Here is a 25101-nt window from a genome sequence, read left to right on the forward strand (position 1 = left end):
CGGGGCCGCCGGGTTCTCCGGTCCATCCTAGGCGCGCGGGCGCCCCGGGGCGCGGGGCGACCGCCCACGGCGAACGGGCCGGGCTCAGAACAGCCGGACCGGCTCCACGATGTCCGCCACGATCAGGATGACGCCCATGAGCAGCATCGCCGCGCCCACCGCGTAGGTCAGCGGCAGCATGCGGGCCAGGTCGAACGGCCCCGGGTCCGGGCGGCCCGTGATCCGGGCCCAACCGCGGCGCACCGCCTCCCACAGGGCGCCGGCCACGTGGCCGCCGTCGAGCGGGAGCAGCGGGATGAGGTTGAACACCATGAGCGCCACGTTCACGCCCGCCAGCAGGGACAGCAGCAGGGCGGCCTTGTCCGTCAGCGTGGCCTCCTCGAGCGCCGCCGCCTCCCCGGCGATCCGGCCGACTCCCACCACGGACATCGGGCCGTCCGGGTCGCGCTCGGCCGGGGTCACCACGGCGACGGCGGTGTCCCACAGCCGCTGCGGCAGCACGAGGACGACGTCGACGACGCCCCGCACCTGCTGGGTGACGAGCGGGCCGGCGTCGAGCGGGGTGCCGCGGACCGTCTTGAGCTGCGCGCCCATGCCGATGAACCCGACCTCGTGGGTCGCCACGGTCCCGTCCGGGGCCCGCTCGGGCCGGCCCAGCGCGTCCGTCACGGGCCGTTCCGTCAGGCGCGGGGTCAGGGTGGCGCTCATCCGCTCGCCGTCGCGCTCCCACTCGATCCGGGTGGGCTGTCCGGCGCGGTCACGGATCGCGGCGGAGAGGGCGTCCCAGTCGGAGACCGGCCGCCCGTCGAAGGCGAGCACGGTGTCCCCGGGGCGCAGTCCCGCCTCGTGGGCGGGCGCGGCGGGATCGCCCGGGCGGCAGTCCTCTGTCCCGCCGGAGGCGGCGCGGGCCTGCTGCTCCTGCATCGTGACCACGCACCGGTAGACCTCGGCGACGGTGGTGCTGGGCTGCGAGGTGCCCACCGTGGTGACCAGCAGGGCGGTGGCGCCCAGCGCGATGAGCAGGTTCATGAACGGCCCGCCGAGCATGATCACCACCCGCTTCCACACCGGCAGGGCGAGGAAGCGGCGGTGCTCGTCGCCGGGGCGGACCTCCTCGGCGGCCTGGGCCCGCGCGTCGTCGGCCATGCGGCCCAGCTGCTGGACGAAGCCCGTGGACGCCGCGCGGGGCGTCTGCCCGGGCCGCGGCGGGGGCAGCATCCCGATCATCGCGACGTAGCCGCCCAGCGGCACGGCCTTGAACCCGTACTCCGTCTCGCCGCGGCGCCACGAGACGAGCGTCGGGCCGAAGCCGATCACGTACTGCGTGACGCGCACGCCGAAGAGCTTGGCCGGGACGAGGTGGCCGACCTCGTGCAGGGCGATCGAGACCGCCAGGCCCAGCGCGACCGCGAGGACGCCCGCGACGTACCAGAGGATCTCCACGACGGTCACCAGCGGGCCCGCGCCGCACGGCGCGCCCAGGCCTCGGCGGCGAGCACGGCATCCACGGTGAGCGCCGCGGGTGCGGGGTCGTGGCCGGCCTCGGCGAGCACGTGCTCGGGGGCGTAGTCGGCGACGACGGCGCGGACCGTGTCCACGATCCCGTCGAAGGGCAGGGCGCCGGCGTGGAAGGCGTCCACCGCCTCCTCGTTGGCGGCGTTGAACACGGCCATGTGGGTGGGCGAGGCGGCCGCCGCCTCCTTCGCGGCCCGTACCGCGGGGAAGGCCTCCTCGTCGAGGGGCTCGAACGTCCAGGTGGCCGCCCGCGTCCAGTCGCAGGCCGGGGCTGCGCCCGGGAGACGGCGCGGCCAGCACAGCCCCAGGGCGATGGGCAGACGCATGTCCGGCGGGGAGGCCTGGGCGAGCGTGGACCCGTCGACGAACTCGACCATCGAGTGGACCACGGACTGCGGGTGGACCACGACGTCGATCCGGTCCAGGGGCACGTCGAACAGCAGGTGGGCCTCGATCACCTCGAGGGCCTTGTTCACGAGGGAGGCGGAGTTGGTGGTGACGACGCGGCCCATGTCCCACGTGGGGTGGGCGAGGGCCTGGGCCGGCGTGACGGCGTGCAGGGCGGCGCGGTCCAGGCCGCGGAACGGCCCGCCCGAGGCCGTGAGCACGAGGCGGCGGACCTCGTCCGCCGTGCCCCCGCGCAGCGCCTGCGCGAGCGCGGAGTGCTCGGAGTCCACCGGCACGAGCTGGCCCGGGCGGGCGGCCGCCTTCACGAGGGCCCCGCCGACGATGAGTGACTCCTTGTTGGCCAGGGCCAGGCGGTGGCCGGCGTGCAGCGCGGCGAGGGTGGGCCGCAGGCCGATCGAGCCCGTGATCCCGTTGAGCACGGTGTCGGCGCCGGGCCACGCCGCGATCTGCTCGGCGGCGCGTGGCCCGGTGAACAGCACGGGTCGGGGGGCCGGGCGCCCGAGGCGGGCGGCGGCGTCGGCGAGGGCGGCGCGCAGCTCCTCCTCCCCCGCCGCGGCGGAGCCCACCGCCTCGACCTCGAAGCGCACGGCCTGCTCGGCCAGCAGGGTCGTGTTCGCCCCGCCCGCGAGCGCGACGGCCCGGAGCCGGGCGGGGTCCTGGGCGATCACGTCGAGGCCCTGGGTGCCGATCGAGCCCGTGGAGCCGATCAGGGCGACGGCGCGCGGGGCGCCGTCGTCGTCCGCCGGGGCGGGGGCGGGCAGCGTGTAGTCGGTGAGGGATCCGTGCGTCACCCCGCCATGATGCCAGTCGGGCCTGGACACGGACGGGGGGCCGGCCGGACGGACGCCGCACCCCGACGTCCCGCCCCGCCGGCCCCCGTGGGACCGGGTCAGCCGCGGATCAGTGCTGCACCGGCTTCTCGGCGCCGATGCCGGTGAGGGAGCGGACCTCCATCTCGGCCTGCTTGTCGGGGTCCTCGGCGCGCGACGAGGTCACCGAGCCGAGCCAGCCGAGGAAGAAGGCCAGCGGGATGGAGACGATGCCCGGGTTCTTCAGCGGGAACACCGCGAAGTCCGCGCCCGGGATCATCGAGGTCGGCGTCCCGGACATCACCGGGGACAGGACGATCAGGATGATCGCGGAGAGCAGTCCGCCGTACATCGACCACACCGCGCCGCGGGTGGTGAAGCGCCGCCAGAACAGGGAGTAGAGGATGGTCGGCAGGTTCGCCGAGGCCGCCACCGCGAAGGCGAGCGCCACGAGGAACGCCACGTTCTGGCCCTGGGCGGCGATGCCGCCGACGATCGCCAGGACGCCGATCACCACCACGGTGATCTTGCCGATCCGCACCTCCTCCTGCGGGGTGAGCGGGTGCTTGGCGATCACGGAGCCGTACACGTCGTGGGCGAAGGACGCCGCCGCCGTGATGGCCAGGCCCGCGACCACCGCAAGGATGGTGGCGAACGCGACCGCCGAGATCAGGCCCAGCAGGATGGAGCCGCCGAGCTCGAACGCCAGGAGCGGGGCCGCGGAGTTCTGCCCGCCGGGCGCGGCCGTGATGCGCTCGGGGCCGATCAGCGCGCCGGCACCGTAGCCCAGCACGAGGGTGAACAGGTAGAACGCGCCGATGAGGACGATGGCCCACACCACGGACTTGCGCGCCTCCTTGGCGGTGGGCACCGTGTAGAACCGCATGAGCACGTGCGGCAGGCCGGCGGTGCCGAGCACGAGCGCGATGCCCAGGGACACGAAGTCGAGGCGGGTCAGGGCGCTGGCGCCGTACTGCAGGCCCGGCTCGAGGATCGCCTCACCCTTCGGGTTCATCTCAATGGCGGCCCCCAGCATGGCGTTGAAGTCGAAGCCGAACAGGGCCAGCGACCACACGGTCATGATCCCCGCGCCGGCGATCAGCAGGATCGCCTTGATGATCTGCACGTAGGTGGTGCCCTTCATGCCGCCGATCAGCACGTAGACGATCATCAGCACGCCCACGATCACGATCACGAGGGCCTGGCCGGCCCGGTCGTTGATGTTCAGCAGCAGGGACACCAGGCCGCCGGCGCCGGCCATCTGGGCCAGGAGGTAGAAGAGGCAGACGGCCATGGTGCCGAAGGCGGCGGCGATGCGCACGGGACGCTGCTGCAGGCGGAAGGACAGCACGTCCGCCATGGTGAACTTGCCGGTGTTGCGCAGCAGCTCGGCCACCAGCAGCAGGGCCACGAGCCACGCCACGAGGAAGCCGATCGAGTAGAGGAAGCCGTCGTAGCCGTAGAGGGCGATCGCGCCCACGATGCCCAGGAACGAGGCCGCGGAGAGGTAGTCACCCGCGATGGCCGTGCCGTTCTGGGTGCCGGAGAAGCCGCGGCCGCCGGCGTAGTAGTCGGCCGAGGACGCGTTCGTCTTGGACGCGCGGATCACGATCACGAGGGTGACCACCACGAAGGCGACGAAGATGCCGATGTTCACGGCGGGGTTGCCGACCGTCTGCGGGGCGGCCTGGAGCAGGGGGGTGAGCGCGCTCATCGCGTGGCCTCCGGGTTCTCGTGGGCGCCGGCGGCCTCGCGCTCGAGGCGCTCACGCAGCGCGGTGGCGCGGGGGTCCAGGGTCCGGTTGGAGAAACGGACGTAGGCGAAGGTGATCAGGAACGTGGTGACGAACTGGAGCAGGCCGAGGATCAGGCCGAGGGTGATGTTGCCACCGAGGCGGATCGCCATGAACTCGGGGAAGAACGCGCCGACGATCACGAACACCAGGTACCAGACGAAGAACGCCACGGTCATGGGGAAGGCGAAGGATCGGTGGGTGCGCCGGAGCTCGATGAACTCCTCGGACTGCTGCGCGGCGCGGAACTGCGCGGCCGTGGGGACCGGCGCCGTGGGCTCGCTGGATGACATGGGCCCTCCGGGGGTGCGTAGGACGGATCAGTGTGAGACAGATCACTGTGATGACAACCACACTCTGGCGGGCGGAGGGGTGCGCCGTCAAGCGCGCCCCGGGGCCGTGCGCCCGTGTGACAGCCCCGGGGCGCAGCCGTGCGGACGCGGACGCGCCCCGACGGCACGGAGCCGCCGGGGCACGGGGCCGCCGAGGAGCCGGTCAGGGACTCGCGGGCCGGGCCGCGTCCGCGCGGCGCAGGACCGCGCGGGCCTGGGCGAGGACCACCTCGTCGACCATCGTCCCGTCCAGCTCGAAGGCCCCGTGTCGGCCCTCGGCCGCGGCGAGGACGCGCCGGGCGCGCTCGACGGCCTCCGGGGCGGGCGTGTAGGCGGAGCGCACGACGGGCACCTGGCGCGGGTGCAGGCACACGGTCGCGGTGCAGCCCAGGGCGACGGCGTCCTCGGCCTCGGCGGCCAGCCCGGCCTCGTCGCCGAGGTCCAGGTGGACGGCGTCCCATGCGGCCGCGCCGTGGGCGGCCGCCGCCAGCAGCACCGTCGCGCGGGCGTGCTGGACCACGGAGCGGTAGGCGCCCTCGGGGGTACGGGAGGAGCTGCCGCCCATCGACGCCACGAGGTCCTCGGCGCCCCACATCAGCGCACCCACGTGCGGGTGGGCGGCCAGTTCGGCGGCGGCGAGGATCCCGGCCGCGGTCTCGCACAGGGCGACGACGCGGGTCTGCGGTCCGAGGGCGGCGACGACCCCGTCCACCTGCGCGGCGGACTCGGCCTTGGCGAGCATGAGCGTGCGCCAGCCCGTCCCGGCGAGCATGGCCAGGTCGGCGTCGTGGTCCGCGGTGCCCGCGGGGTTCACGCGCACCACCACGCGGTCCTCGTCCAGCGGGCCGCCGTCGACCCCGCCCGTCGCCCGCCCCGCCCAGGCCGCCGCGACGGCGTCCCGCGCGGCGGGCCGGGCCTCCGGGATGACGGCGTCCTCGAGGTCGAGGATCACCGCGTCCGCGCGCTCGAGCGCCGTGGCGTACCGCTCGGGGCGGTCCGCCGGGGTGAACATGACGGCCGGTCCGAGGCTCAGCGCGCTCATGCCCGCTCTCCCGTCCCTGCGGCGTCGGCGGCCTTCGCCTTGGCCTCCGCGTGCGCCTGCGCGGTCCACATCAGGCACGTGCGCTGGGCGCGGACGACGACGTCGCCGTGCTGGTTCTCCCCCGTCATCGCGAACGTGACGACCCGCTGCCCCGGTCGCGAGGAGGATTCGCGGATCGCGGTGACCTCGGAGCGCCCGTAGAGCGTGTCCCCGTGGAAGACCGGCTTCGGGAACGCGATCTCCCCCAGGCCGAGCTGGGCCACGAGCGTGCCCTGCGTGGTCTGCCCGACGGCGAGGCCCACCAGGGTGGACAGCGTCAGCATCGAGTTGACCAGCGGCCGGCCGAACGGCTGGGCCGCCGCGTACGCGTGGTCCAGGTGCAGGGCCTGCGGGTTCATGGTGAGGGTGGTGAACAGGACGTTGTCCGCCTCGGTGAGCGTGCGGCCGGGCCGGTGCAGGTAGACCTGGCCGACCGCCAGCTCGTCCGCGTAGCGGCCCCGCTGCTCGATCTCGACGCGCTCCGTCACGTCAGAGGCCCAGCTCGCGGGCGATCAGCATGAGCTGCACCTCGGTGGTGCCCTCGCCGACCTCGAGGATCTTGGAGTCGCGGTAGTGACGGGCCACGAGGGTCTCGTTCATGAAGCCGTAGCCGCCGAACACCTGGGTGGCGTCCCGGGCGTTGTCCATGGCGGCCTCGCCGGCGATCAGCTTGGCCATGGCGGCCTCGGTCTTGAACGGCTTGCCGGCCAGCATCTTCTGGGCGGCCTCGTAGTAGGCCAGGCGGGCGGCGTGCGCGCGGGCCTGCATGCGGGCGATCTTGAAGGACACGGCCTGGAACTGCCCGATCTTCTGGCCGAACGAGGTCCGCTGCTTGGCGTAGGCGACCGACTCGTCCACGCAGCCCTGGGCCGCTCCGGTGGCCAGGGCCGCGATGGCGATGCGGCCCTCGTCGAGGATCTCGAGGAAGTGGGCGAAGCCGCGGCCGCGGGCGCCCAGCAGGTTCTCCTCCGGCACGCGCACGTCCGAGAAGTGCAGGGCGTGGGTGTCCGAGGAGTTCCAGCCGACCTTGTCGTAGGCCTTGGCCACGGAGAAGCCCTCGGTGCCGGCGGGCACGAGGATCGTGGAGATCTCCTTGGCGGGGCGGCCGTCGTGGCCGGTCCTGCCCTCCACGGTGCCGGTCACGGCGGTGACGGTGACGAGCGAGGTGATGTCCGTGCCGGAGTTGGTGATGAACTCCTTGGCGCCGTTGATGCGCCACTGGCCGTCCTCGAGCGCGGCGGTGGTCTGGGTGCCGCCGGCGTCGGAGCCCGCGCCCGGCTCGGTGAGGCCGAAGCCGGCCAGGTGCGTGCCGGCCACGAGGTCCGGCAGCCAGCGCTGCTTCTGCTCCTCGGTGCCGAACTTCAGCAGCGGCATGGCGCCCAGGGAGACGCCGGCCTCGAGGGTGATGGCCACGGACTGGTTGACGCGGCCGAGCTGCTCGAGCGCCAGGGCCAGGGCGAAGTAGTCGCCGCCCATGCCGCCGTACTCCTCGGGGAACGGGAGGCCGAACAGGCCCATCTCGCCCATCTGGGCCACGATCTCGTACGGGAACTCGTGCTTGGCGTCCAGCTCGGCGGAGACCGGGGCCACGACCTCGTCGGCGAACTCGCGGACGGTGTCGGAGAGGACCTGGTAGTCCTCCTCGAGGGCGGGCAGGGTGCGGTGCTTGGTGCTCATGGTCCTCTCCTGTTCTCAGGTGTTCTCTGCGGGTGCTGCGTGCTCGGTGGGCTCGACGACGGCGATCAACGCCTGCGCGGCCACGGCGTCGCCCTCGGCGACGTGGACGGTCACGACGCCGGCGACGGCGGCCGTGACGGGGTGCTCCATCTTCATGGCCTCGACCACCGCCAGCTCCTGGCCCGCGGCCACGGTGTCGCCGGTGGCCACGGACACGGCGACGACGGTGCCCGGCATGGGCGTGCGTGCCTCGGGCGACGCTGCGCCGGCCGGGGCACGGCGCGCGGCCGCGGCCGCGCGGGCGGCCTCGACCACCTCGGCCCGGGTGAGGCGGCGGACCTGCCACGCGGCGCCGTCGCGGTGCAGCCACGCTGAGCGCGGGTCCCGCGGGTCACCGGCCAGGAGGTTGACGCCCGCCAGGGCTCCGGCGTCCTCGTCCACCTCGGCGTCGGCGGCGGGGGCGGTGAGGATGCGGTCCTCGTCCCCGACCCGGACGCGCATCCCGGGCTGCGGGGCGCCCGCGCCGCGCCAGCCGTCCGCCCGGGCCCACGCGGTGCCGGCCGCGCGGTGCTCGGCGGCGGCCGCGTCCTCGGACACGTCGGCCAGGGCCTCGGCCGCGAGCGCGGCGAGGTCCTCGGGCAGCGCGGGGGCGGTCCACGCCTCGAGGCCGTCGATCAGCTCGGTGGTGAGCCGGCCGGCCCGCACGTCCGCGCGGGCCGCGAGCTCGCGCAGCCAGCCCAGGTTGGAGCGGACGCCGAACAGCACGGTGTCCGCGAGCGCGGCGTCGAGCCGGTCCAGGGCCTCGGCGCGGTCGGCGCCACGGGTGATGAGCTTGGCGATCATCGGGTCGTAGAAGCCGGTGATCTCGGGCTGTGCGCCGTCGACGTCCACGGGGTCCACGGCGCCGACGGCGGGGCCAGTCTGCGGTCCGGAGCCGAACGCGCGCTCCTCGGCCGGCCGGGAGGGCAGCAGGAGGGTGTCGACGCGGACGCCCTCGCCGGCGGGCTCGCGCCAGCGCAGCACCGGCCCGGTGGAGGGCAGGAAGCCGTTCGCGGGGTCCTCCGCGTAGACGCGGGCCTCGACGGCGGCGCCGTCGAGGGTCACGTCCTCCTGGGCGAAGCCGAGCGGCCCCCCCGCGGCGATGCGCAGCTGCAGCTCCACGAAGTCCAGGCGCTGTCCGCGCACCCGGACGACCTCCTCGGAGACCGGGTGCTCCACCTGCAGGCGGGTGTTCATCTCCATGAAGAAGAACTCGTCCGGGTTCTCGTCCGAGACGAGGAACTCGACGGTGCCGGCACCGCGGTAGCCCACGGACACGGCCGCGTCCACGGCGGCCCGGCCCAGGCGCTCGCGGAGCTCGGCCCCGTGCGCCAGCCCGGTCAGCAGGGGCGCGGGGGCCTCCTCGATCACCTTCTGGTGGCGGCGCTGCAGGGAGCACTCGCGCTCGCCCAGGTGCACGGTGGCGCCGTGGGCGTCCGCGAACACCTGCACCTCGATGTGCCGGGGCGCGGTGATGAGCCGCTCGAGCAGCAGGGTGTCGTCGCCGAACGCGGAGCGCGCCGTGCGCCGGGCCGAGGCGAGGGCGCCGGGCAGCTCCTCGGCGGCGCGCACGGCCACCATGCCCTTGCCGCCGCCGCCCGCGGAGGGCTTGATCAGCAGCGGGAAGCCGACGCGCTCGGCCTCGGCCGTGATCTGCTCGTCGGTGAGCGTGGGGTCCTGGATGCCGGGGACCACCGGCACGTCGTACGCGGCCACGGTCTCCTTGGCGCGGATCTTGTCCGCCATCGCGTCGAGCGAGGCCACGGGCGGGCCCACGAACACGATGCCGGCCGCGTCCAGCGCGCGGGCGAAGTCGGCGTTCTCGGACAGGAAGCCGTAGCCGGGGTGCACGGCCTGGGCGCCGGTGCGGCGCGCGGCGTCGACGACGGCGTCGATGTCCAGGTAGGACTCGCGGGCCGGAGCCGGGCCGAGGCGGACCGCCGTGTCCGCCTCGCGGACGTGCCGCGCGTCGGCGTCGGCGTCGGAGTGCACGGCCACCGAGCGGATGCCGAGGCGGCGCAGGGTGCGGATGACGCGCACGGCGATCTCGCCGCGGTTGGCCACCAGCACGGTGTCGAACAGGGGCGTCCCCTGGGCGTGGTTCTCGGTCACGGGTGCCTCACATGCGGAACAGGCCGAACCGGGAGTCCGGCAGCGGGGAACGGGAGATGACGTCGAGGGCCAGGGAGAGCACCCGGCGGGTCTGGCCGGGGGTGATCACTCCGTCGTCCCAGAGGCGGGCGGTGGAGTACAGGGGGCTGCCCTGGTCCTCGTACTGCCGGCGGACCGGCGCCTGGAAGGCCTCGACCTCCTCGGGGGACATCGGCTCCTCCCCCGCGGCGGCCCGCTGGTCCTGCTTGATCTGCGTGAGCACGGAGGAGGCCTGCGGGCCGCCCATCACGGAGATGCGCGCGTTCGGCCACATCCACAGGAAGCGGGGTGAGTAGGCGCGGCCGCACATCGCGTAGTTGCCGGCGCCGAACGAGCCGCCGATCACCACGGTCAGCTTGGGCACGCGGGCGGTCGCGACGGCGGTGACCATCTTGGCGCCGTCGCGCGCGATGCCGCCGGCCTCCGCGTCCCGACCCACCATGAAGCCGGAGATGTTCTGCAGGAACAGCAGCGGGATGCCGCGCTGGTCGCACAGTTCGATGAAGTGCGCGCCCTTGCGGGCGGAGTCTCCGAACAGGATGCCGTTGTTGGCGAGGACGCCCACGGGGTGGCCGTCGATCCGCGCGAACGCGGTGACCAGGGTGGTGCCGTAGAGGGGCTTGAACTCGTGGACGGAGCCGCCGTCCACGAGGCGGTCGATCACCTCGCGCACGTCGTAGGGGGTGTTCACGTCCACGGGCACGACGCTGGTCAGTTCGGCCGGGTCCTTGGCGGGCTCCGCGGCGGGGGCGACCTCCCAGGCCGGCGCCTCGGCCGGGGGCAGGGTGGCCACGATGTCCCGGAGGATCTGCATGGCGTGCAGGTCGTCGTCCGCCAGGTGGTCCGCGACGCCGGAGCGCTCGGCGTGCAGCCGGCCGCCGCCGAGGTCCTCGGGCGAGACGTCCTCCCCGATCGCGGCCTTCACGAGCGGGGGGCCGCCGAGGAAGATGGTGCCCTGCTCGCGCACGATCACGGTCTCGTCCGACATGGCCGGCACGTACGCGCCGCCCGCCGTGGAGGAGCCGCACACCGCGGCCAGCTGCGGGATGCGCCGCGAGGAGAGCAGCGCCTGGTTCCGGAAGATGCGGCCGAAGTGCTCGCGGTCCGGGAAGACCTCGTCCTGGCGGGGCAGGAACGCGCCGCCGGAGTCCACGAGGTAGATGCACGGCAGGCGGTTCTCCAGGGCGATCTCCTGGGCCCGCAGGTGCTTCTTCACCGTCATGGGGTAGTAGGTGCCGCCCTTCACGGTGGCGTCGTTGCCGACCACCATCACGAGGCGGCCGTGGACCAGGCCGATGCCCGCCACGACGCCCGCGGCGGGGCTGTCCCCGTCGTACAGGCCGTGCGCGGCCAGCGCGCCGACCTCGAGGAAGGGCGAGCCCTCGTCGAGCAGCGCGTCGATGCGGTCCCGCACCAGCAGCTTGCCGCGGCCGGTGTGGCGCTCGCGCGAACGCTCGGGCCCGCCGAGCGACGTGCGGGCGACGAGGTCGGCGAGCTCCTGCTCCAGCCGGGCGTGGCCGGCCGCGTTGCGCTCGGCCACGGTGGGCGCGGACTGCGCGGCCGGGGCCGGGGTGCTGGCGGTCATGAGACCCCCTTCAGTGAATGACGACTAACTGAACCGAGCCTCAGTGTAGTGACGATCGTCACTGACGTCGACCGGGCGCCCGGCGCGCCTCGTCCCGTCCTACAGTGGATCCCATGCCCGCCGTCGATCCCGCGTCCCCCACCGCCCCGGCGACCCCGCCGACCGCCCGGGAGGCCGCCAAGGCCCGACGCCGGGTGGACCTGCTCGCGGCCGCGGCGCGACTGTTCGCGGCCCGGGGCTTCGACGCGGTCCGCCTCGAGGACATCGGCGCCGCGGTCGGGATCAGCGGCCCCGCCATCTACCGCCACTTCGCCGGCAAGGCCGCCGTGCTCACGGCGATCCTCGACACGGCCTCGCAGGACCTGCTGGACGGCGGGCTGGCCGCCGAGGCGCAGCACGCGCCGGGGGCGGAGACCCTGCGGGCCCTCATCGGTTTCCAGGCGGACTTCGCCCTCGCCCAGCGCGACGTGATCCGTGTGCAGGACCGCGACATGTCCGCCCTGCCCGACGGCGCGCGCACGGCCATCACGCGCACCCAGCGCGCCTACATCGACGTGTGGGCGCGCCAGCTGCAGGTCGTCCACCCCCACGAGGACCAGGCCACCGCCGTGTTCCGCGCCCAGGCCGTGCTGGGCCTGCTCAACTCCACCCCCCGCTCGGTGCGGCGCACCGCGGCCGACCGCGCGGCTCGCCGCGCGACCCTCGTGGCCATGGCCTGGGCCGCGGCCACGGCCCCCGGGCCGCTGCCCGGCGGGGACTGAGCGGGCGGCACCGGCCCGGCGGGCCGGCGTCGTGCCCGGTGATACGGTGGCCGGTACCCGCGACGGCGACGCCGTCGAACCCCGCCCCGAGAGGTCCACCGCCGTGCTTCTTCGTGACGTCCGACCCGAGGATCTGGACGAGTTCTTCCTCCACCAGCAGGACGAGCAGGCCAACCTGATGTCCGCCTTCGCCCCCCGCAACCCCCGGGACCGCGGTGTCTTCGACTACCACTGGGCCCACCTGCTCGGGGACGAGGACACCGTCGTGCGGACCATCGAGCACGAGGGCCGCGCCGTGGGTGCGCTCGTGTGCACCCAGCAGGACGGCGTGGGCGAGCTGTCCTTCTGGACCGCGCAGGACTACTGGGGCCTGGGGCTGACGACCGCGGCCGTGGACCGGTTCCTGGAGGAGCACACCGCCCGCCCGCTGCGGGCGCACGTGCCCGAGGACAATGTGGGCTCCGTGAAGGTGCTCTCCCGCCGCGGCTTCGAGACCGTCGGCGAGGAGAAGGTCTTCTCCAACGCCCGTGCCGAGGTCATCACCGAGCTCGTGATGGAGCTGCCCGCCGCCGACTGAGCGCGCCCCGCGGCCCCCGCCGTGCCGGCGGCCGCACCGGCCTGCCACGACGACGGCCCCGCCTCCCGGTGCCCGGGTGGCGGGGCCGCGGCGCGTCCGGGGCCGTCAGACCATGGTCAGGGTCAGACCCGGGCGGCGCAGGATCGCGCCGACGTCCGCGAGGAAGCGCGAGCCCTGCTCGCCGTCCACGAAGCGGTGGTCGAACGAGAGGGACAGCGTCATGACGTCCCGCAGGGCGATCTCGCCGCGATGCTCCCACGGCATCCTCCGGACCTGGCCGATCGCGATGATCGCCCCCTCACCCGGGTTGATGATCGGGGTGCCCGCGTCCACGCCGAACACCCCGACGTTCGTGAGCGTGAAGGTGCCGCCGGCCAGATCCGCCGGGGACAGCCGCCCCTCGCGGGCGAGGCCCGTGAGATCGCGGATGGCGTCGGCCAGCTCCCTCAGGCTCATCGCCTGGGCGTCCTTGACGTTCGGCACCATCAGCCCGCGGGGGGTGGCGGCGGCGAAACCGAGGTTCACGAAGTTCTGCTGGACGATCGTCCCGGCGGCCTCGTCCCACCGGGCGTTGACGTCCGGGGTGCGCTCCATCGCCACGAGGCACGCCTTGGCGGCGAGCGTCATGGGCGTGAGCTTGACGTCCCGGAACTCGCGGGAGGCCTTGAGCTCGGCGAGCAGCTCCATGGTCTCGGTGACGTCCACCTGCAGGAACTCGGTCACGTGCGGGGCGGTGAACGCGGACTGCACCATGGCCGCCGCGGTCGCCTTGCGCACGCCCTTGACCGGCACGGCCTCCGTGCGCGGGCGGCCGCCCAGGGTGCGGACGCCCCCGGTCGAGCCCGACTCGGCGCCGGACTGCGGCGGCGCCGCCGCGGCCGCGGGCTGCCCGCCCCCGGCCAGGAACGCCTCGACGTCCGCGCGGGTGATGACCCCGCCCACACCCGTGCCGGTGACCTGCTCCAGATCCACGCCCGCGCGGCGCGCGTACAGGCGCACGGGCGGAGTGCACCGGGGTCGCTCGCCCGGGGCCGGCTCGTGGGCCGCGTCCGCGCGGTCCGGCTCGGCGGCCTCGGGCTGCGGGCGCCCGGCGCCGGCGGGGGCCGCCTCCGACGTGGACGGCGCCTGTCCGCGGGCGGGCTCGCCCGCCGGGGCGGCCGACGTCGCCGGGGCCGCGGAGCCGCGCCGCGCACGGCGGCCGGGCTTGCCGGTGTCCGGCGCGGCGCCGTAGCCGACGAGGGTGGGCACGCGGCCGTCACCCTCGGCGGGCCCGCCGACGTCGGGCTCGGCGCCCTCGAGGGTGAAGGTCACCAGGGGCGCACCGACCTCGAGGGTCTCACCCTCGGCGCCGTGCAGGGCCGCGACGACGCCCGCGAACGGGCTCGAGACCTCGACCACGGCCTTGGCCGTCTCGACGTCGGCGAGCACCTGGTTCACGCTCACCGCGTCGCCCTCGGCCACGCGCCACGTCACGATCTCGGACTCGGTCAGGCCCTCGCCGAGGTCGGGCAGGCGGAAGGTCTTCTGGCTCATCGGGTCTCCTCCCCGGCGTTCTGGGCCGCGAGGAACTGCTCGGCGGTCTCGGGGGCGGCGAACGCGTCCACGGAGTCCAGCGAATTCGGTCGGCCCAGAGCACGGTCCAGGCCGTCGAGGATGCGGTCGAGGTCCGGCAGGTGCAGGTGCTCGAGCTTGGACGGCGGGTAGGGCACGTCCATGCCGGTGACGCGCACCGGCGGGGCCTCGAGCCAGTGGAACGCGCGCTCGGCCACCGTGGCCACGAGCTCGGCGCCGAGGCCGCCGGTGCGGGAGGCCTCGTGCGCCACGACGAGCCGGCCGGTGCGCCGCACCGAGGACTCGACGAGGCCGGTGTCCAGCGGGGACAGGCTGCGCAGGTCGACCACCTCGACCTCGACGCCCTCCTCGGCCGCCACCTCGGCGGCCTGCAGGGCGGTCTTCACGAGCGGGCCGTAGGCCACGAGCGTGGCGTCACGGCCCTCGCGCAGGATGCGGGCCGGGCTCATCGGCGGGATCGCGACGTCCAGGTCCACGTCGCCCTTGTCGTGGTAGCGACGCTTGGGCTCGAGGTAGACCACCGGGTCCTCCGAGGCGATCGCGGCGCGGATGAGGTCGTACCCCTCCTGTGGGGAGGACGGGGAGACCACGCGCAGGCCCGCGGTGTGCAGGAAGTAGGCCTCGGGCGACTCGGAGTGGTGCTCCGGGGAGCCGATGCCGCCGCCGAAGGGGATGCGGATGGTGACCGGCATCGGCACGGCGCCGCGGGTGCGGGCACGCAGCTTGGCCAGGTTCGCCACGATCTGGTCGAACGCCGGGTACACGAAGCCGTCGAACTGGATCTCGACGACGGGCCGGTAGCCGCGCATCGCCAGGCCGATGGCCGTGCCCACGATGCCGGACTCGGCCAGCGGGGTGTCGAGCACCCGGTCCTCGCCGAACTCGGCCTGCAGGCCGTCGGTGATGCGGAACACGCCGCCGAGGGCGCCGATGTCCTCGCCCATGAGCAGGACCTTGGGGTCGTCGGCCAGGGCACGGTGCAGGCCGCGGTTGATCGCACGGCCGAAGGTCATGCGCTCGCTCACGCGCCCGCCTCCTCGTCGTCGAACTGCTGCAGGTAGAGGGCGTGCTCGCGGCGCTGCCGCTCGAGCTCCTGGTGGGGCTCAGCGTAGATCTCGTCGAAGAGCCTGTCCGCGCCGTCCTCCTCGAGCGCCTCGAGGGCGCGGCGGACCTCGGCCGCCAGCTCGTCGGCCTCGGCCTGGGCCTGTGCGAGCACGGCGTCCACGTCCACATCGAGGGTGCGCAGGTGCGCCTCCACGCGGGTCAACGGGTCACGGGCCTTCCAGGCCTCGAGCTCGGCGTCGTCCCGGTAGCGGGTGGGGTCGTCCGCGGTGGTGTGCGGGCCCATGCGGTAGGTGACGGCCTCGATGAAGGTGGGACCGCCCCCGTCGGCCGCGCGCTCGACGGCGGCGCGGGTCGCGGCGAGCACGGCCAGGACGTCGTTGCCGTCCACGCGCATCGACGGGATGCCGAAGCCCCACGGGCGGTCCGCGATGCTGCGGCGGGTCTGCAGGCGCACGGGCTCGGAGATGGCCCAGTGGTTGTTCTGGCAGAAGAACACCACGGGCGACTGGTACGAGGCGCTGAAGACCATGGCCTCGTTGACGTCTCCCTGGCTCGTGGCGCCGTCGCCGAAGTAGACGATCGTGGCGACGTCCGCCTGGTCCCGCTGGACGCCCATCGCGTAGCCGACGGCGTGCAGGGCCTGCGCGCCGATGATGATCTGCTGGGTGGCCACGCGCGTCTCGTTCGGGTCCCAGCTCGAGAACGTGGAGCCGCGCCACACCCGCAGCAGGTCCAGCGCGGGGACGCCGCGCAGCAGGGCCACGCCGTTCTCGCGGTAGGACGGGAAGACGAAGTCGTCCGGGCGCAGCGCGACGGCGGAGCCCACCTGGGCGGCCTCCTGGCCCAGCAGCGGGGGCCACAGGGCCAGCTCGCCCTGACGCTGCAGGTGCGTGGCCTCGACGTCGAGGCGCCGGACCACGGCCATCTGGCGGTACAGCGCGGCGAGGGCGTCGGCGTCGACGTCCTCGATCCACGGGGCGAGCTCCGGCTGCGGACGGCGGCGGCCCTCCGCGTCGAGCACCTGGAGCATCACGGCCTCAGCCGGGCCCGCCGGGGGCGGAGAGCCGGCGGATCGGCCGCCGGTGGGACGGGTGTGGTCCACGAGGGTCACTGCACTGCCTTCCGATCGACGCCCACGGTGCGGGGCGAGGGAGTTGTACGCATGCGCGAGCAGGGGTGGAGCGCGCGGCGTCTCGGTGGTGTGATTGTAATCACTTCAGTGTGATCTGCGCCACTCTCCCGGGGCCGCCGCGCGAGGGCCGGGTGTCAGGCGCGGCGCAGCAGCACGTCGACGGCGGCGTCAAGGTAGGCGTCGACCTGGCCCTCCTCGTAGCCGGCGGCACCCTCGGCCTCGCTGAACGCCGCGCGGCGCACGTCGTCCGCGGTCAGCCCGCCTTCGGCGTCGGGATCCGTCGAGTCCTCCGCACCGGCCAGGGTGACGCGCAGGCGGTCCACGAGCGCGTCCACCTGGTCCACGTCGTAGCTCACGGCGTCCGCGCGGGAGGGGCGGCGGAAGCGCTCCGCCGGGGCCCGGTCGGCACGGGCCACGAGCTCGGCCACGCGCTCCTCGAGGTCTGCGGCCCAGTCCTCGTCCCCGCGCTCGGCGACGAAGGCCTGACGCTCGGCGGCGGCCAGCTCCTCTTCGAGGCGGTCCAGCTCGTCGTCCACCTCGTCCGTGGCGTAGCCGCCGTTGACGGTCGCGAAGCGGGCCTGGCGCACCTCCTCCGCCGTCAGCGGGGCACCGCCGTCGCGTGCCTCACGGGCACGCGCCATGAAGGCGTCCACGTGGGTGGTCTCGTAGCCGATCTCGTCCTGCTCGACGAGCTCGAAGACCGGCTCGGCGTCCGGGGTGGTGCGGGGGGTCATGGGCGTCTCCTGCGGTGCGGGTCCCGGACGTGCCGGGTCGAGGGGTGGATCAGGTCAGGGGCAGCGCCAGCACGGTGTAGGCCACCGGCGAGGCGAACACGAGGGAGTCCAGGCGGTCCATCACGCCGCCGTGGCCGGGCAGGGCGGAGGACATGTCCTTGATGCCGAGCTCACGCTTGACCATGGACTCGGAGAAGTCCCCCGCGGTGGCGGCGGCGACGGTGGTCACGCCGAGGACGGCGCCGATCCACCACGGCTGGCCGACCAGCAGGGGGACGGCGACGACGCCCACCAGCACCGAGCCCGCCAGGGAGCCGGCCAGGCCCTCCCAGGACTTCTTGGGGCTGATGCGCGGGGCGATCGGGGTGCGGCCGAGGCGGTAGCCCACGATGTAGCCGAACGTGTCGTTGGAGACCACCATCAGCAGCAGGATCGCCACCATGCGGTGCCCCAGCGGCTCGTCCAGGAGCGCAGCGGCGAAGGAGAGCAGGAACGGCGCCCACAGCACGATGAACACGCCCGCGAGCATGAACTGGCCCGCCGGGCGCCGGCGCGTCAGCGCCGTCCACACGGCCACCAGCGCCAGGCATGCCACCAGGGCGATGAACAGCGCGGGCACCCCCCACCGCCACGCGGTGAGCGGCAGGACCGCCGCGGCCACCCAGAGCGGGGGCCGCGGCACGTCCAGGCCGATGCCGCGTACCGCCGTCGCGATCTCGGACACCGCGCCGACCAGCAGGGCGACCACGAGCACGACCAGCAGCCAGTCGAGCCAGAAGAGGCCGACCAGGGCCGTCGCCAGCAGCCCCACCCCCACGAGGACGGCGGACTTGAGGTCGCGGCCGCCGCGCGGGGGTGCGGGCGAGGTGGGCACGGCGGAGGTCATGGGACGAGCGCGGACGGCGGGAGGCTCAGACCTCCAGCAGCTCCTGCTCCTTGTTCTTGGCCATCTCGTCGATGAGCTCGACGTGGCGCTTGGTGAGCGCGTCCAGCTCCTTCTCGCCGCGGGCGCCCTCGTCCTCGCCGACCTCGCCGTCCTTGACGGCCTTGTCCATGGCCTCCTTGGCCTTGCGACGGGCGTTGCGCACGGAGATCTTGTGCTCCTCCGCCTTGGACTTGACCAGCTTCACGTACTCCTTGCGGCGCTCCGCGGTCAGCTCCGGCATCACGATGCGGATGACCTTGCCGTCGTTGGACGGGTTCGCGCCGACCTCGGACTCGGACAGGGCCTTCTCGATGTTGCGCAGGGCCGACTGGTCGAACGGCGTGATGAGCAGCGTGCGGGCGTCCGTGGTGGTGAAGGACGCCAGCTGCTGCAGCGGGGTGAACGAGCCGTAGTAGTCGACCATCACCTTGGAGTAGAGGCCCGGGTTGGCGCGGCCGGTGCGCACGGAGGCGAAGTCCTCACGCGTGGCCTCGATGGTGCGGTCCATCTGCTCTTCGGCGGACTGCAGGGTCTCCTGGATCACGGTGTCTCCTCGGTGTGGTGGATCAGGTCTGCCGCCATCCTACGCGGCGGGCCTCAGACGGTGACGGTGGTCCCGATCGGCTCGCCGAGCAGGGCGCGGGTCACGTTGCCCGGGCCCTCCATGCCGAACACGCGCATGTCCAGGTCGTTGTCCTTGCACATGGTCATGGCGGTCAGGTCCATCACGCGGATGTTCCGCAGCAGCGCCTCATCGTAGGTCAGGTGCGTGAGGCGCTCGGCGGTGGGGTCCTTCTTGGGGTCCGCGGTGTAGACGCCGTCCACGCCGGACTTGGCCATCAGGACCTCGTCTGCCCCGACCTCCAGGGCGCGCTGGGCCGCCACGGTGTCCGTGGAGAAGTAGGGCAGGCCGGTGCCGGCGCCGAAGATCACGACGCGGCCCTTCTGCATGTGGCGGATGGCGCGCAGCGGGATGTAGGACTCCGCCACCTGCTCCATGTGGATGGCGGACTGCACGCGCGTGGTGACCCCGGCCTGGATGAGGAAGTCCTGCAGGGCCAGGCAGTTCATCACGGTGCCGAGCATGCCCATGTAGTCGGCCCGACGGCGGTCCATCCCGTTCTCGGACAGCTCGGCGCCACGGAAGAAGTTGCCGCCGCCGACGACGATCGCGATCTCCACCTGGTCCGCCGCGGCGGCGATCTGCTCGGCGATGCCGCGGACGGTCTCCGGGTCCACACCGATCTTGCCGCCGCCGAACACCTCGCCCGAGAGCTTGAGGAGCACGCGACGGCGGCCGGTGTCGTCCGAGGTCTGCGGGGCGTGGGCGGTGGTCGGGTCCTCGGGGGCGCGGTTCGTCTCCATGGGAAGCATCTCCTGGTCGGTGGGGGGTCGGGCCGGGGACGGCCGTCCCGGGGGCGGACACGCGGACGGGGTGGCCGCCCGGTCGGGGCGGCCACCCCGTCATGCGATGGTCGTCGGCGCCGTCCGGCGCCGGAGTGGACCTCGGGTCGCTCCCGATCCTACGCCCCCGCGGGGCGTGGACCGGGAGCGGCCGGTCCGGGTGCGGCGGTCAGTTGCCGACGCGGAAGCGGGCGAACCCGGTGACGTTGGTGCCGGCGTCGGAGGCGACCTTGCCGACGGTCTGCTTCGGGTCCTTCGCGAACGGCTGGTCCACGAGCACGATCTCCTTGAAGAAGCCGGTCAGGCGGCCCTCCACGATCTTCGGCAGGGCCTGCTCCGGCTTGCCCTCGGCACGGGCGGTCTCATCGGCGATGCGACGCTCGTTCTCGACGGTCTCGGCCGGCACGTCCTCACGGGTGAGGTACGTGGGCGAGTAGGCCGCGACGTGCACGGCGATGTCGTGCGCGGCGGTCTTGGCCTCGGCGGAGTCGGCGTCCACGGCGAGGAGCACGCCCACCTGGGCCGGCAGGTCCTTGGAGGTCTTGTGCAGGTAGGCGTCCACGTAGGCGCCCTCCACGCGGGCCAGGCGGCGCACGGCCACCTTCTCGCCCAGCAGGGCGCCCTCCTCGGTCACGTAGTCGCCCAGGGTGCGGCCCTCGTAGTCGGAGGCCAGCAGGCCGTCGACGTCGGTGGCGCCGGAGGCGACGGCGGCGCGCAGCACCACGTCGCCCAGGGCGATGAACTTGTCGGCCTTGGCCACGAAGTCGGTCTCGCAGTTGAGCTCGATCATGACGCCGACGCCGTTCTCGACGGTCGCGGCCACGAGGCCCTCGGCGGCCGAGCGGCCCTCGCGCTTGGTGGCGCCCTTGAGGCCCTTCACGCGGATGATCTCGATGGCCTTCTCGGCGTCGCCGTCGGCCTCGTCCAGAGCCTTCTTCACGTCCATCATGCCGGCGCCGGTGCGCTCGCGCAGGGCCTTGATGTCAGCAGCGGTGTAGTTCGCCATGCTCGTTCGGTCCTTCCCGTGGTGTGGGTTGTGCGGGATGTTCGGGGTCTGAACCGGCCCGTCGGCCCGGCCGGGTGGGGCCGGGCGGACGGACCGGCCGGGATCACTCGCCCTGCGGGGCGGCCTCGGCGGCGGGGGCCTCGGCCTGCTCGGCCGGCGCCTCGGCGGCGGGGGCCTCGGCCTGCTCAGCCTGCTCGGCCTGCTGGGCGTTGTGCTGCTCGAGCAGCTCGCGCTCCCACTCGGCCATCGGCTCGGCGGCCGCCTGGCCGGACTTGCCGCCCTGACGGGCGATCAGGCCCTCGGCGACGGCGTCCGCGACCACGCGGGTCAGCAGGTTCACGGAGCGGATGGCGTCGTCGTTGCCCGGGATCGGGTAGGCGACCTCGTCCGGATCGCAGTTGGTGTCCAGGATGGCGACGACCGGGATGCCGAGCTTCTGGGCCTCGTCGACGGCCAGGTGCTCCTTCTTGGTGTCCACGACCCACACGGCGGAGGGGGTCTTGGCCATGTTGCGGATGCCGCCGAGGTTGGCCTGCAGCTTCTCGAGCTCACGGTTGAGCAGCAGCAGTTCCTTCTTGGTGAACTGCGAGCCGGCCACGTCCTCGAAGTCGATCTCCTCGAGCTCCTTCATGCGCTGCACGCGCTTGGAGACGGTGGAGAAGTTGGTCAGCATGCCGCCGAGCCAGCGGTGGTTCACGTAGGGCATGCCCACGCGGCCGGCCTGCTCCGCGATGGCCTCCTGGGCCTGCTTCTTGGTGCCGACGAACAGGATGGTGCCGCCGTGGGCGACGGTCTCCTTGACGAACTCGTAGGCGCGGTCGATGTAGGACAGCGACTGCTGGAGATCGATGATGTAGATGCCGTTGCGCTCGGTGAAGATGAAGCGCTTCATCTTGGGGTTCCAGCGGCGGGTCTGGTGGCCGAAGTGGACACCGGAGTCGAGGAGCTGGCGCATGGTCACGACGGGCATGACGTTCCCTTCTGTGGCAGCCGTGGCACCCCGCGCTTCACGCGCGGGCGGTCTGCCGGTCGATTTCTTGACGGTTGGCGGCCGGCCCGGTCGGGCGGCCCCTGGCATCACGACGGCGGGCTGCCGGGCCCCACGAGCACCCGCGCCGACGTCCTCTCCAGGAGGACGGCGGGGACGGGACCGAGCGTGGGGGCTGGGCCGCTGAAGCGACCCACCGCGATGCGCGGAGTCGGCGTCCGGGGCACAGCACAGGGCCGGCCACAGGACACCGCTGAGGTGAATCCTACCCCAGGTGGGCGACCGCTCCCATCGCCGACTCCTGCACAGGGGCCGGTGCGGCGGGCGCTCTCCACGATGGGACTGCGGGCCCGCCACGCGGCCGCCCGGGACGCCAGGCTGACGCCATGACCCCTCGCACGCTCCTCCCCCGTCCGCTCCCGCGTCCGCGCATCGCGGGGTGCGTCGCGGCAGCCCTGCTCGCCTGGCTCGTCCTCGCCCTGGGGATGGGCGACCTCGGCCCCGTGTCCCGGGCCACGCCCGCACCGTCCACGCGCGACGCGCTGCTCCTCGTCGCGGCGTCCCCGGCAGGTCCGGGCGCGACGGCCGCGCCGGTCGCGTGGCACCCGCCCGTCGCCGGCGCCGCCCCGGATGACGTGCTCCGCGCGTTCGTCGCACCCGAGCGACCGTGGAGTCGGGGGCACCGGGGCGTGGACCTCGCCGTGCAGACCGGGGCTCCGATCCAGGCGCCGGCGGCGGGCCGGGTCGTGTTCGCCGGGGTCGTGGTCGACCGCCCCGTGCTGACCCTCGAGCACGCGAACGGGACCCGCAGCTCCCTCGAGCCGGTGGAGGCCGACGTCGCGGTGGGGGCCGTCGTCGACGCGGGCGACCCCGTGGGGCGACTGGCCGGGGCGCCACCCCACTGCCCGCGGGCGTGCGTGCACTGGGGCGTGCGGGAGCCCGATGGCTGGCGGGTGGGGGACGCGGCCTTCGACCGCTACCTCGACCCGCTGGTGCTCATCGGCTGGAGCGGCCCGTCCGTGCTCTGGCCGCACGCCGCGCCACACCCAGCGCGGCCGTGAGGTCCAGAAGCCGGCGGGCGGACTCGTCCCAGCTGAACCGGGCCGCCTGGGCGACGCTCGCCCGGGAGGCCGCGGCGAACTCGGCGGGGTCCTCGAGCTCCCGCACGCGGGCCGCGAGCGCGGCCGCCCGGTCCCCCTCGAGCGGGACACCCCGGAAGGACGGGGTGCCCGCGCCGGCGATCTCGCGGAAGATCGGCAGGTCCGAGCACACCACCGGCGTGCCATGGGCCATCGCCTCGGCCACGGGCAGGCCGAAGCCCTCGGCGCGGGAGAGGGTGACGGCCGCGGTGGCCCGGCGGAGCAGGCGCACGTACTCGGCCTCGTCGGTGCCGTCGTGGAAGACCACGTCCGCGCCGGCGGCCCCTGCGCCGGCGCGGCGCGCGGCCAGCCGGGCCTCGAGCTGCCCGCGGCGCTCCGGGCTGATGCGGGAGAGCAGGTGCAGCGCGTAGCCCGGCAGCAGGGGCGCGGCCGCCACGAGGGACTCGACGTCCTTGTAGTCCATGAACGAGCCCATGTAGAGCAGCGTGCGGTCCGGGGTCTCGTCCGGGTCACGCGGCTCCGGTACCGTCTGCGCCGCATTGGCGATGACGTGGACCGGACGCCGGGTGAGGCGGTGCCGGTCGATGAGCTCCGCCGTCGTCCGGGAGACCGTGGCGACCGCGTCCGCGCGGTCGAGCAGGAGCCGCTGCGGGGTCTTGGTCAGGTGGTAGGCCCGCCACAGCCAGCGGATCGGCTCGGGCAGGTTCCGCGGCGGGGTGCGGTGCTCGTAGTAGATGAGGTCGTGGAGCGTGAGGATCAGCGCGTAGTCCCGCCCCCACGACCCCATGGTCTGCATGGGCGAGAAGACGACGTCCGGTCGCAGGCGCGCGACCTGACGGGCCACGAACGGCTCGCGTGGGGAGGTGGGGCCGGAGACGAGGTGCCACGGCACGCCGTCCGGGAGCAGGGCCAGCTGTCGTTCGTCCGAGATCAGCATCGCGACTTCGACCTCGACGTCGGCCCCCTCCGGGCCCGGCGCGTCGGTCCGGCGGGCGACCGCCTCGATGAGGCTCGCGCCGTAGCGGGAGATGCCGTCGTGGAAGTCGGTGCGGGTGTAGCGGGCGTCCATCAGCAGGCGCAGGGGGCGGGAGGGGCTCACCCGCACCACGCTAGCGCCGCGCCGGAGAGGGGCGGGGACAGCCGCGCACGGTAGGTGCCGACCGGGGCGCGTCGAGCGCCGATCGGCCACCTGGACGTCATCCGAATTTCTGATTGCGTTTCGATAACGATCGTGTATCTTGATCACGGATCGGTTACAGCCGATCCGCCACACCGGGGCTTCCTCCGCGTCCTCGCGTACCCGGTCATCCGCACTGCTCGTCAACTCGCACCCGCGGTCCGGCCTCGTTCCGGGCATCGCCCGGAGGCACCGCCCTCACGGGCCGCAGGTCCTGTCCGGGAAGAAGATCCGATGTCCGTGACCTCCTCGCACGCCGCTGTGCGTCGCGCCCCCCGCACCGCCGCCGCCTCCGTGGCCCTCGCCCTGGGCGCCGCCGCCCTGACCGGCGTCGGCACCGTGTCCGTCGCCGAGACCGCCCAGGCCGCCGAGACCGCCTACACCGTCCGCTCCGGCGACGGCTGGTGGATCATCGCCCAGCGCACCGGCGTCTCCATGTCCAGGTTGCAGTCGCTCAACGGCATGACCGCCGCGACCGTGCTGCATCCCGGCATGGTCCTCAAGACCTCCGGCACTGCCACCCCGACCCCGGCCCCGGCGCCGTCCACCTCGGGCTCGACCTACACCGTGCTGGCCGGCGACGGCTGGTGGATCATCTCCTACCGCACGGGGGTGTCCGCCTCGATCCTGCAGTCCATCAACGGCATGAGCTCCTCGACCATGCTCCACCCGGGGATGGTCCTGAAGACCACCTCGGTCTCCACCTCCAGCGCCCCCGCCGTCGCCCCTGCGCCGGCGCCCGCGTCCAAGCAGGCTGCCGTCGACTACGTGCGCTCCGCCGTCCGGAACCCGTCCTCCTATTACGTGTGGGGCGGCAACGGCCCCTCCGGCTTCGACTGCTCCGGCCTCACCCAGCAGGCCATGGCCCGGGCCGGCATCTCCATCCCGCGCCGCGCCGGCGACCAGTACCTCGCCGCGAAGTCCTACGTGCCGATCTCCCAGGCCCAGCCCGGCGACCTCGTGTTCTATGCGAACCAGTCCACCGGCCGCATCTACCACACGGCCATGTACATGGGCGGCGGCCAGCTCGCCCACGCCCTCAACGAGGACGCGGGCCTAGTGTTCACCTCCACGACGATCATGAAGTCCGACATGCTCGCGGTGGCCGCCCGCTACTGAGCACCGGCACGACGACGGCCCCCGGCCCGCGCCATACCGCGCGGCCGGGGGCCGTTTTCTGTAGGGCGTGCGGGACTTGAACCCGCGACCCAGGGATTATGAGTCCCCTGCTCTGACCGACTGAGCTAACGCCCCTCCCCCGCGGCATCGCG

The 25101-nt window shown here is 73.9% G+C and carries 23 protein-coding genes and 1 tRNA gene; 4 read left to right on the plus strand and 20 right to left on the minus strand.

From position 1 onward, the window contains the following. Positions 1–84 precede the first annotated feature (84 nt). The 9 genes from ABIB16_RS01905 to ABIB16_RS01945 form a co-directional block, all read right to left on the minus strand. On the minus strand, positions 85–1452 hold the full coding sequence (locus ABIB16_RS01905) for a M50 family metallopeptidase (protein ID WP_354436015.1): 1368 nt from the start codon (positions 1450–1452) through the stop codon (positions 85–87). Next, positions 1449–2684: a 1-deoxy-D-xylulose-5-phosphate reductoisomerase gene (gene dxr / locus ABIB16_RS01910; protein ID WP_354436020.1), complete on the minus strand. Its 1236-nt coding sequence runs from the start codon at positions 2682–2684 to the stop codon at positions 1449–1451. The genes ABIB16_RS01905 and dxr overlap by 4 nt, the downstream gene beginning before the upstream one ends. A 139-nt stretch (positions 2685–2823) precedes the next feature. Then, positions 2824–4446 carry a monocarboxylic acid transporter gene (locus ABIB16_RS01915; RefSeq protein WP_135039871.1) on the minus strand — a complete coding sequence of 541 codons (1623 nt, stop codon included), beginning with the start codon at positions 4444–4446 and terminating at the stop codon, positions 2824–2826. Next, positions 4443–4817, minus strand: a complete 375-nt coding sequence (locus ABIB16_RS01920) for a DUF485 domain-containing protein (protein ID WP_041104222.1) — start codon at positions 4815–4817, stop codon at positions 4443–4445. The genes ABIB16_RS01915 and ABIB16_RS01920 overlap by 4 nt, the downstream gene beginning before the upstream one ends. 202 nt (positions 4818–5019) lie before the next feature. Then, on the minus strand, positions 5020–5898 hold the full coding sequence (locus ABIB16_RS01925; RefSeq protein ID WP_010079142.1) for an HpcH/HpaI aldolase/citrate lyase family protein: 879 nt from the start codon (positions 5896–5898) through the stop codon (positions 5020–5022). Beyond that, positions 5895–6425: a MaoC family dehydratase gene (locus ABIB16_RS01930; protein ID WP_063190287.1), complete on the minus strand. Its 531-nt coding sequence runs from the start codon at positions 6423–6425 to the stop codon at positions 5895–5897. Before ABIB16_RS01930 ends, ABIB16_RS01925 begins: the two co-directional genes overlap by 4 nt. 1 nt (position 6426) lies before the next feature. Beyond that, positions 6427–7614, minus strand: a complete 1188-nt coding sequence (locus ABIB16_RS01935; RefSeq protein WP_354436016.1) for an acyl-CoA dehydrogenase family protein — start codon at positions 7612–7614, stop codon at positions 6427–6429. 15 nt (positions 7615–7629) lie between these two features. Then, positions 7630–9765 carry an acetyl/propionyl/methylcrotonyl-CoA carboxylase subunit alpha gene (locus ABIB16_RS01940; RefSeq protein WP_354436017.1) on the minus strand — a complete coding sequence of 712 codons (2136 nt, stop codon included), beginning with the start codon at positions 9763–9765 and terminating at the stop codon, positions 7630–7632. A 7-nt stretch (positions 9766–9772) separates the two neighbouring features. Then, complete coding sequence (locus tag ABIB16_RS01945) at positions 9773–11389, minus strand: carboxyl transferase domain-containing protein (RefSeq protein WP_084776529.1); 1617 nt, start codon at positions 11387–11389, stop codon at positions 9773–9775. Between the two features lie 113 nt (positions 11390–11502). Here ABIB16_RS01945 and ABIB16_RS01950 point away from each other — a divergent pair, with 113 nt between their 5' ends. Both ABIB16_RS01950 and ABIB16_RS01955 read left to right on the plus strand, forming a co-directional pair. Then, complete coding sequence (locus ABIB16_RS01950; protein WP_061866734.1) at positions 11503–12150, plus strand: TetR/AcrR family transcriptional regulator; 648 nt, start codon at positions 11503–11505, stop codon at positions 12148–12150. A 103-nt stretch (positions 12151–12253) separates the two neighbouring features. Beyond that, positions 12254–12727: a GNAT family N-acetyltransferase gene (locus ABIB16_RS01955; RefSeq protein ID WP_051995227.1), complete on the plus strand. Its 474-nt coding sequence runs from the start codon at positions 12254–12256 to the stop codon at positions 12725–12727. Positions 12728–12832: 105 nt separating this feature from the next. Here the strand turns inward: ABIB16_RS01955 and ABIB16_RS01960 are convergent, their stop codons facing one another. The 9 genes from ABIB16_RS01960 to rpsB form a co-directional block, all read right to left on the minus strand. Beyond that, positions 12833–14260, minus strand: a complete 1428-nt coding sequence (locus ABIB16_RS01960; RefSeq protein WP_036314052.1) for a dihydrolipoamide acetyltransferase family protein — start codon at positions 14258–14260, stop codon at positions 12833–12835. After that, entirely contained in the window at positions 14257–15312 is a 1056-nt protein-coding gene (locus ABIB16_RS01965) for an alpha-ketoacid dehydrogenase subunit beta (protein WP_044659478.1), read from the minus strand. Before ABIB16_RS01965 ends, ABIB16_RS01960 begins: the two co-directional genes overlap by 4 nt. An 8-nt stretch (positions 15313–15320) precedes the next feature. Further along, positions 15321–16475: a pyruvate dehydrogenase (acetyl-transferring) E1 component subunit alpha gene (gene pdhA / locus ABIB16_RS01970; RefSeq protein ID WP_061866735.1), complete on the minus strand. Its 1155-nt coding sequence runs from the start codon at positions 16473–16475 to the stop codon at positions 15321–15323. 155 nt (positions 16476–16630) lie between these two features. After that, positions 16631–17230 (minus strand): DivIVA domain-containing protein, encoded by a 600-nt coding sequence (locus tag ABIB16_RS01975; RefSeq protein WP_049147668.1) that lies wholly within the window; start codon positions 17228–17230, stop codon positions 16631–16633. A gap of 49 nt (positions 17231–17279) precedes the next feature. Then, complete coding sequence (locus ABIB16_RS01980) at positions 17280–18116, minus strand: phosphatidate cytidylyltransferase (RefSeq protein WP_061866736.1); 837 nt, start codon at positions 18114–18116, stop codon at positions 17280–17282. Positions 18117–18141: 25 nt separating this feature from the next. Further along, positions 18142–18699 carry a ribosome recycling factor gene (gene frr / locus ABIB16_RS01985; protein WP_002857704.1) on the minus strand — a complete coding sequence of 186 codons (558 nt, stop codon included), beginning with the start codon at positions 18697–18699 and terminating at the stop codon, positions 18142–18144. A gap of 53 nt (positions 18700–18752) precedes the next feature. Beyond that, positions 18753–19520: a UMP kinase gene (pyrH, locus tag ABIB16_RS01990; protein WP_002857706.1), complete on the minus strand. Its 768-nt coding sequence runs from the start codon at positions 19518–19520 to the stop codon at positions 18753–18755. Between the two features lie 208 nt (positions 19521–19728). Further along, positions 19729–20565 carry a translation elongation factor Ts gene (gene tsf / locus ABIB16_RS01995; protein WP_061866737.1) on the minus strand — a complete coding sequence of 279 codons (837 nt, stop codon included), beginning with the start codon at positions 20563–20565 and terminating at the stop codon, positions 19729–19731. Between the two features lie 103 nt (positions 20566–20668). After that, positions 20669–21535, minus strand: a complete 867-nt coding sequence (rpsB, locus tag ABIB16_RS02000) for a 30S ribosomal protein S2 (RefSeq protein ID WP_061866738.1) — start codon at positions 21533–21535, stop codon at positions 20669–20671. Between the two features lie 404 nt (positions 21536–21939). Between rpsB and ABIB16_RS02005 the strand changes: the two genes are divergently transcribed. Then, positions 21940–22614 (plus strand): M23 family metallopeptidase, encoded by a 675-nt coding sequence (locus ABIB16_RS02005; protein ID WP_060974055.1) that lies wholly within the window; start codon positions 21940–21942, stop codon positions 22612–22614. Here the strand turns inward: ABIB16_RS02005 and ABIB16_RS02010 are convergent. Next, a complete protein-coding gene (locus ABIB16_RS02010) occupies positions 22550–23752 on the minus strand; it encodes a glycosyltransferase (RefSeq protein WP_081097755.1) in 1203 nt (400 codons plus the stop codon). The genes ABIB16_RS02005 and ABIB16_RS02010 overlap by 65 nt on opposite strands. A gap of 312 nt (positions 23753–24064) precedes the next feature. On the opposite strand from ABIB16_RS02010, the gene ABIB16_RS02015 reads away from it, so the two are divergent. Beyond that, positions 24065–24949 (plus strand): LysM peptidoglycan-binding domain-containing C40 family peptidase, encoded by an 885-nt coding sequence (locus tag ABIB16_RS02015; RefSeq protein ID WP_036339471.1) that lies wholly within the window; start codon positions 24065–24067, stop codon positions 24947–24949. Between the two features lie 61 nt (positions 24950–25010). Here the strand turns inward: ABIB16_RS02015 and ABIB16_RS02020 are convergent. Continuing rightward, positions 25011–25084 (minus strand) — tRNA-Ile (locus ABIB16_RS02020). Positions 25085–25101 lie beyond the last annotated feature (17 nt).

The sequence above is a fragment of the Micrococcus sp. UYEF5 genome, from assembly GCF_040546065.1.
Lineage (GTDB): Bacteria > Actinomycetota > Actinomycetes > Actinomycetales > Micrococcaceae > Micrococcus > Micrococcus luteus.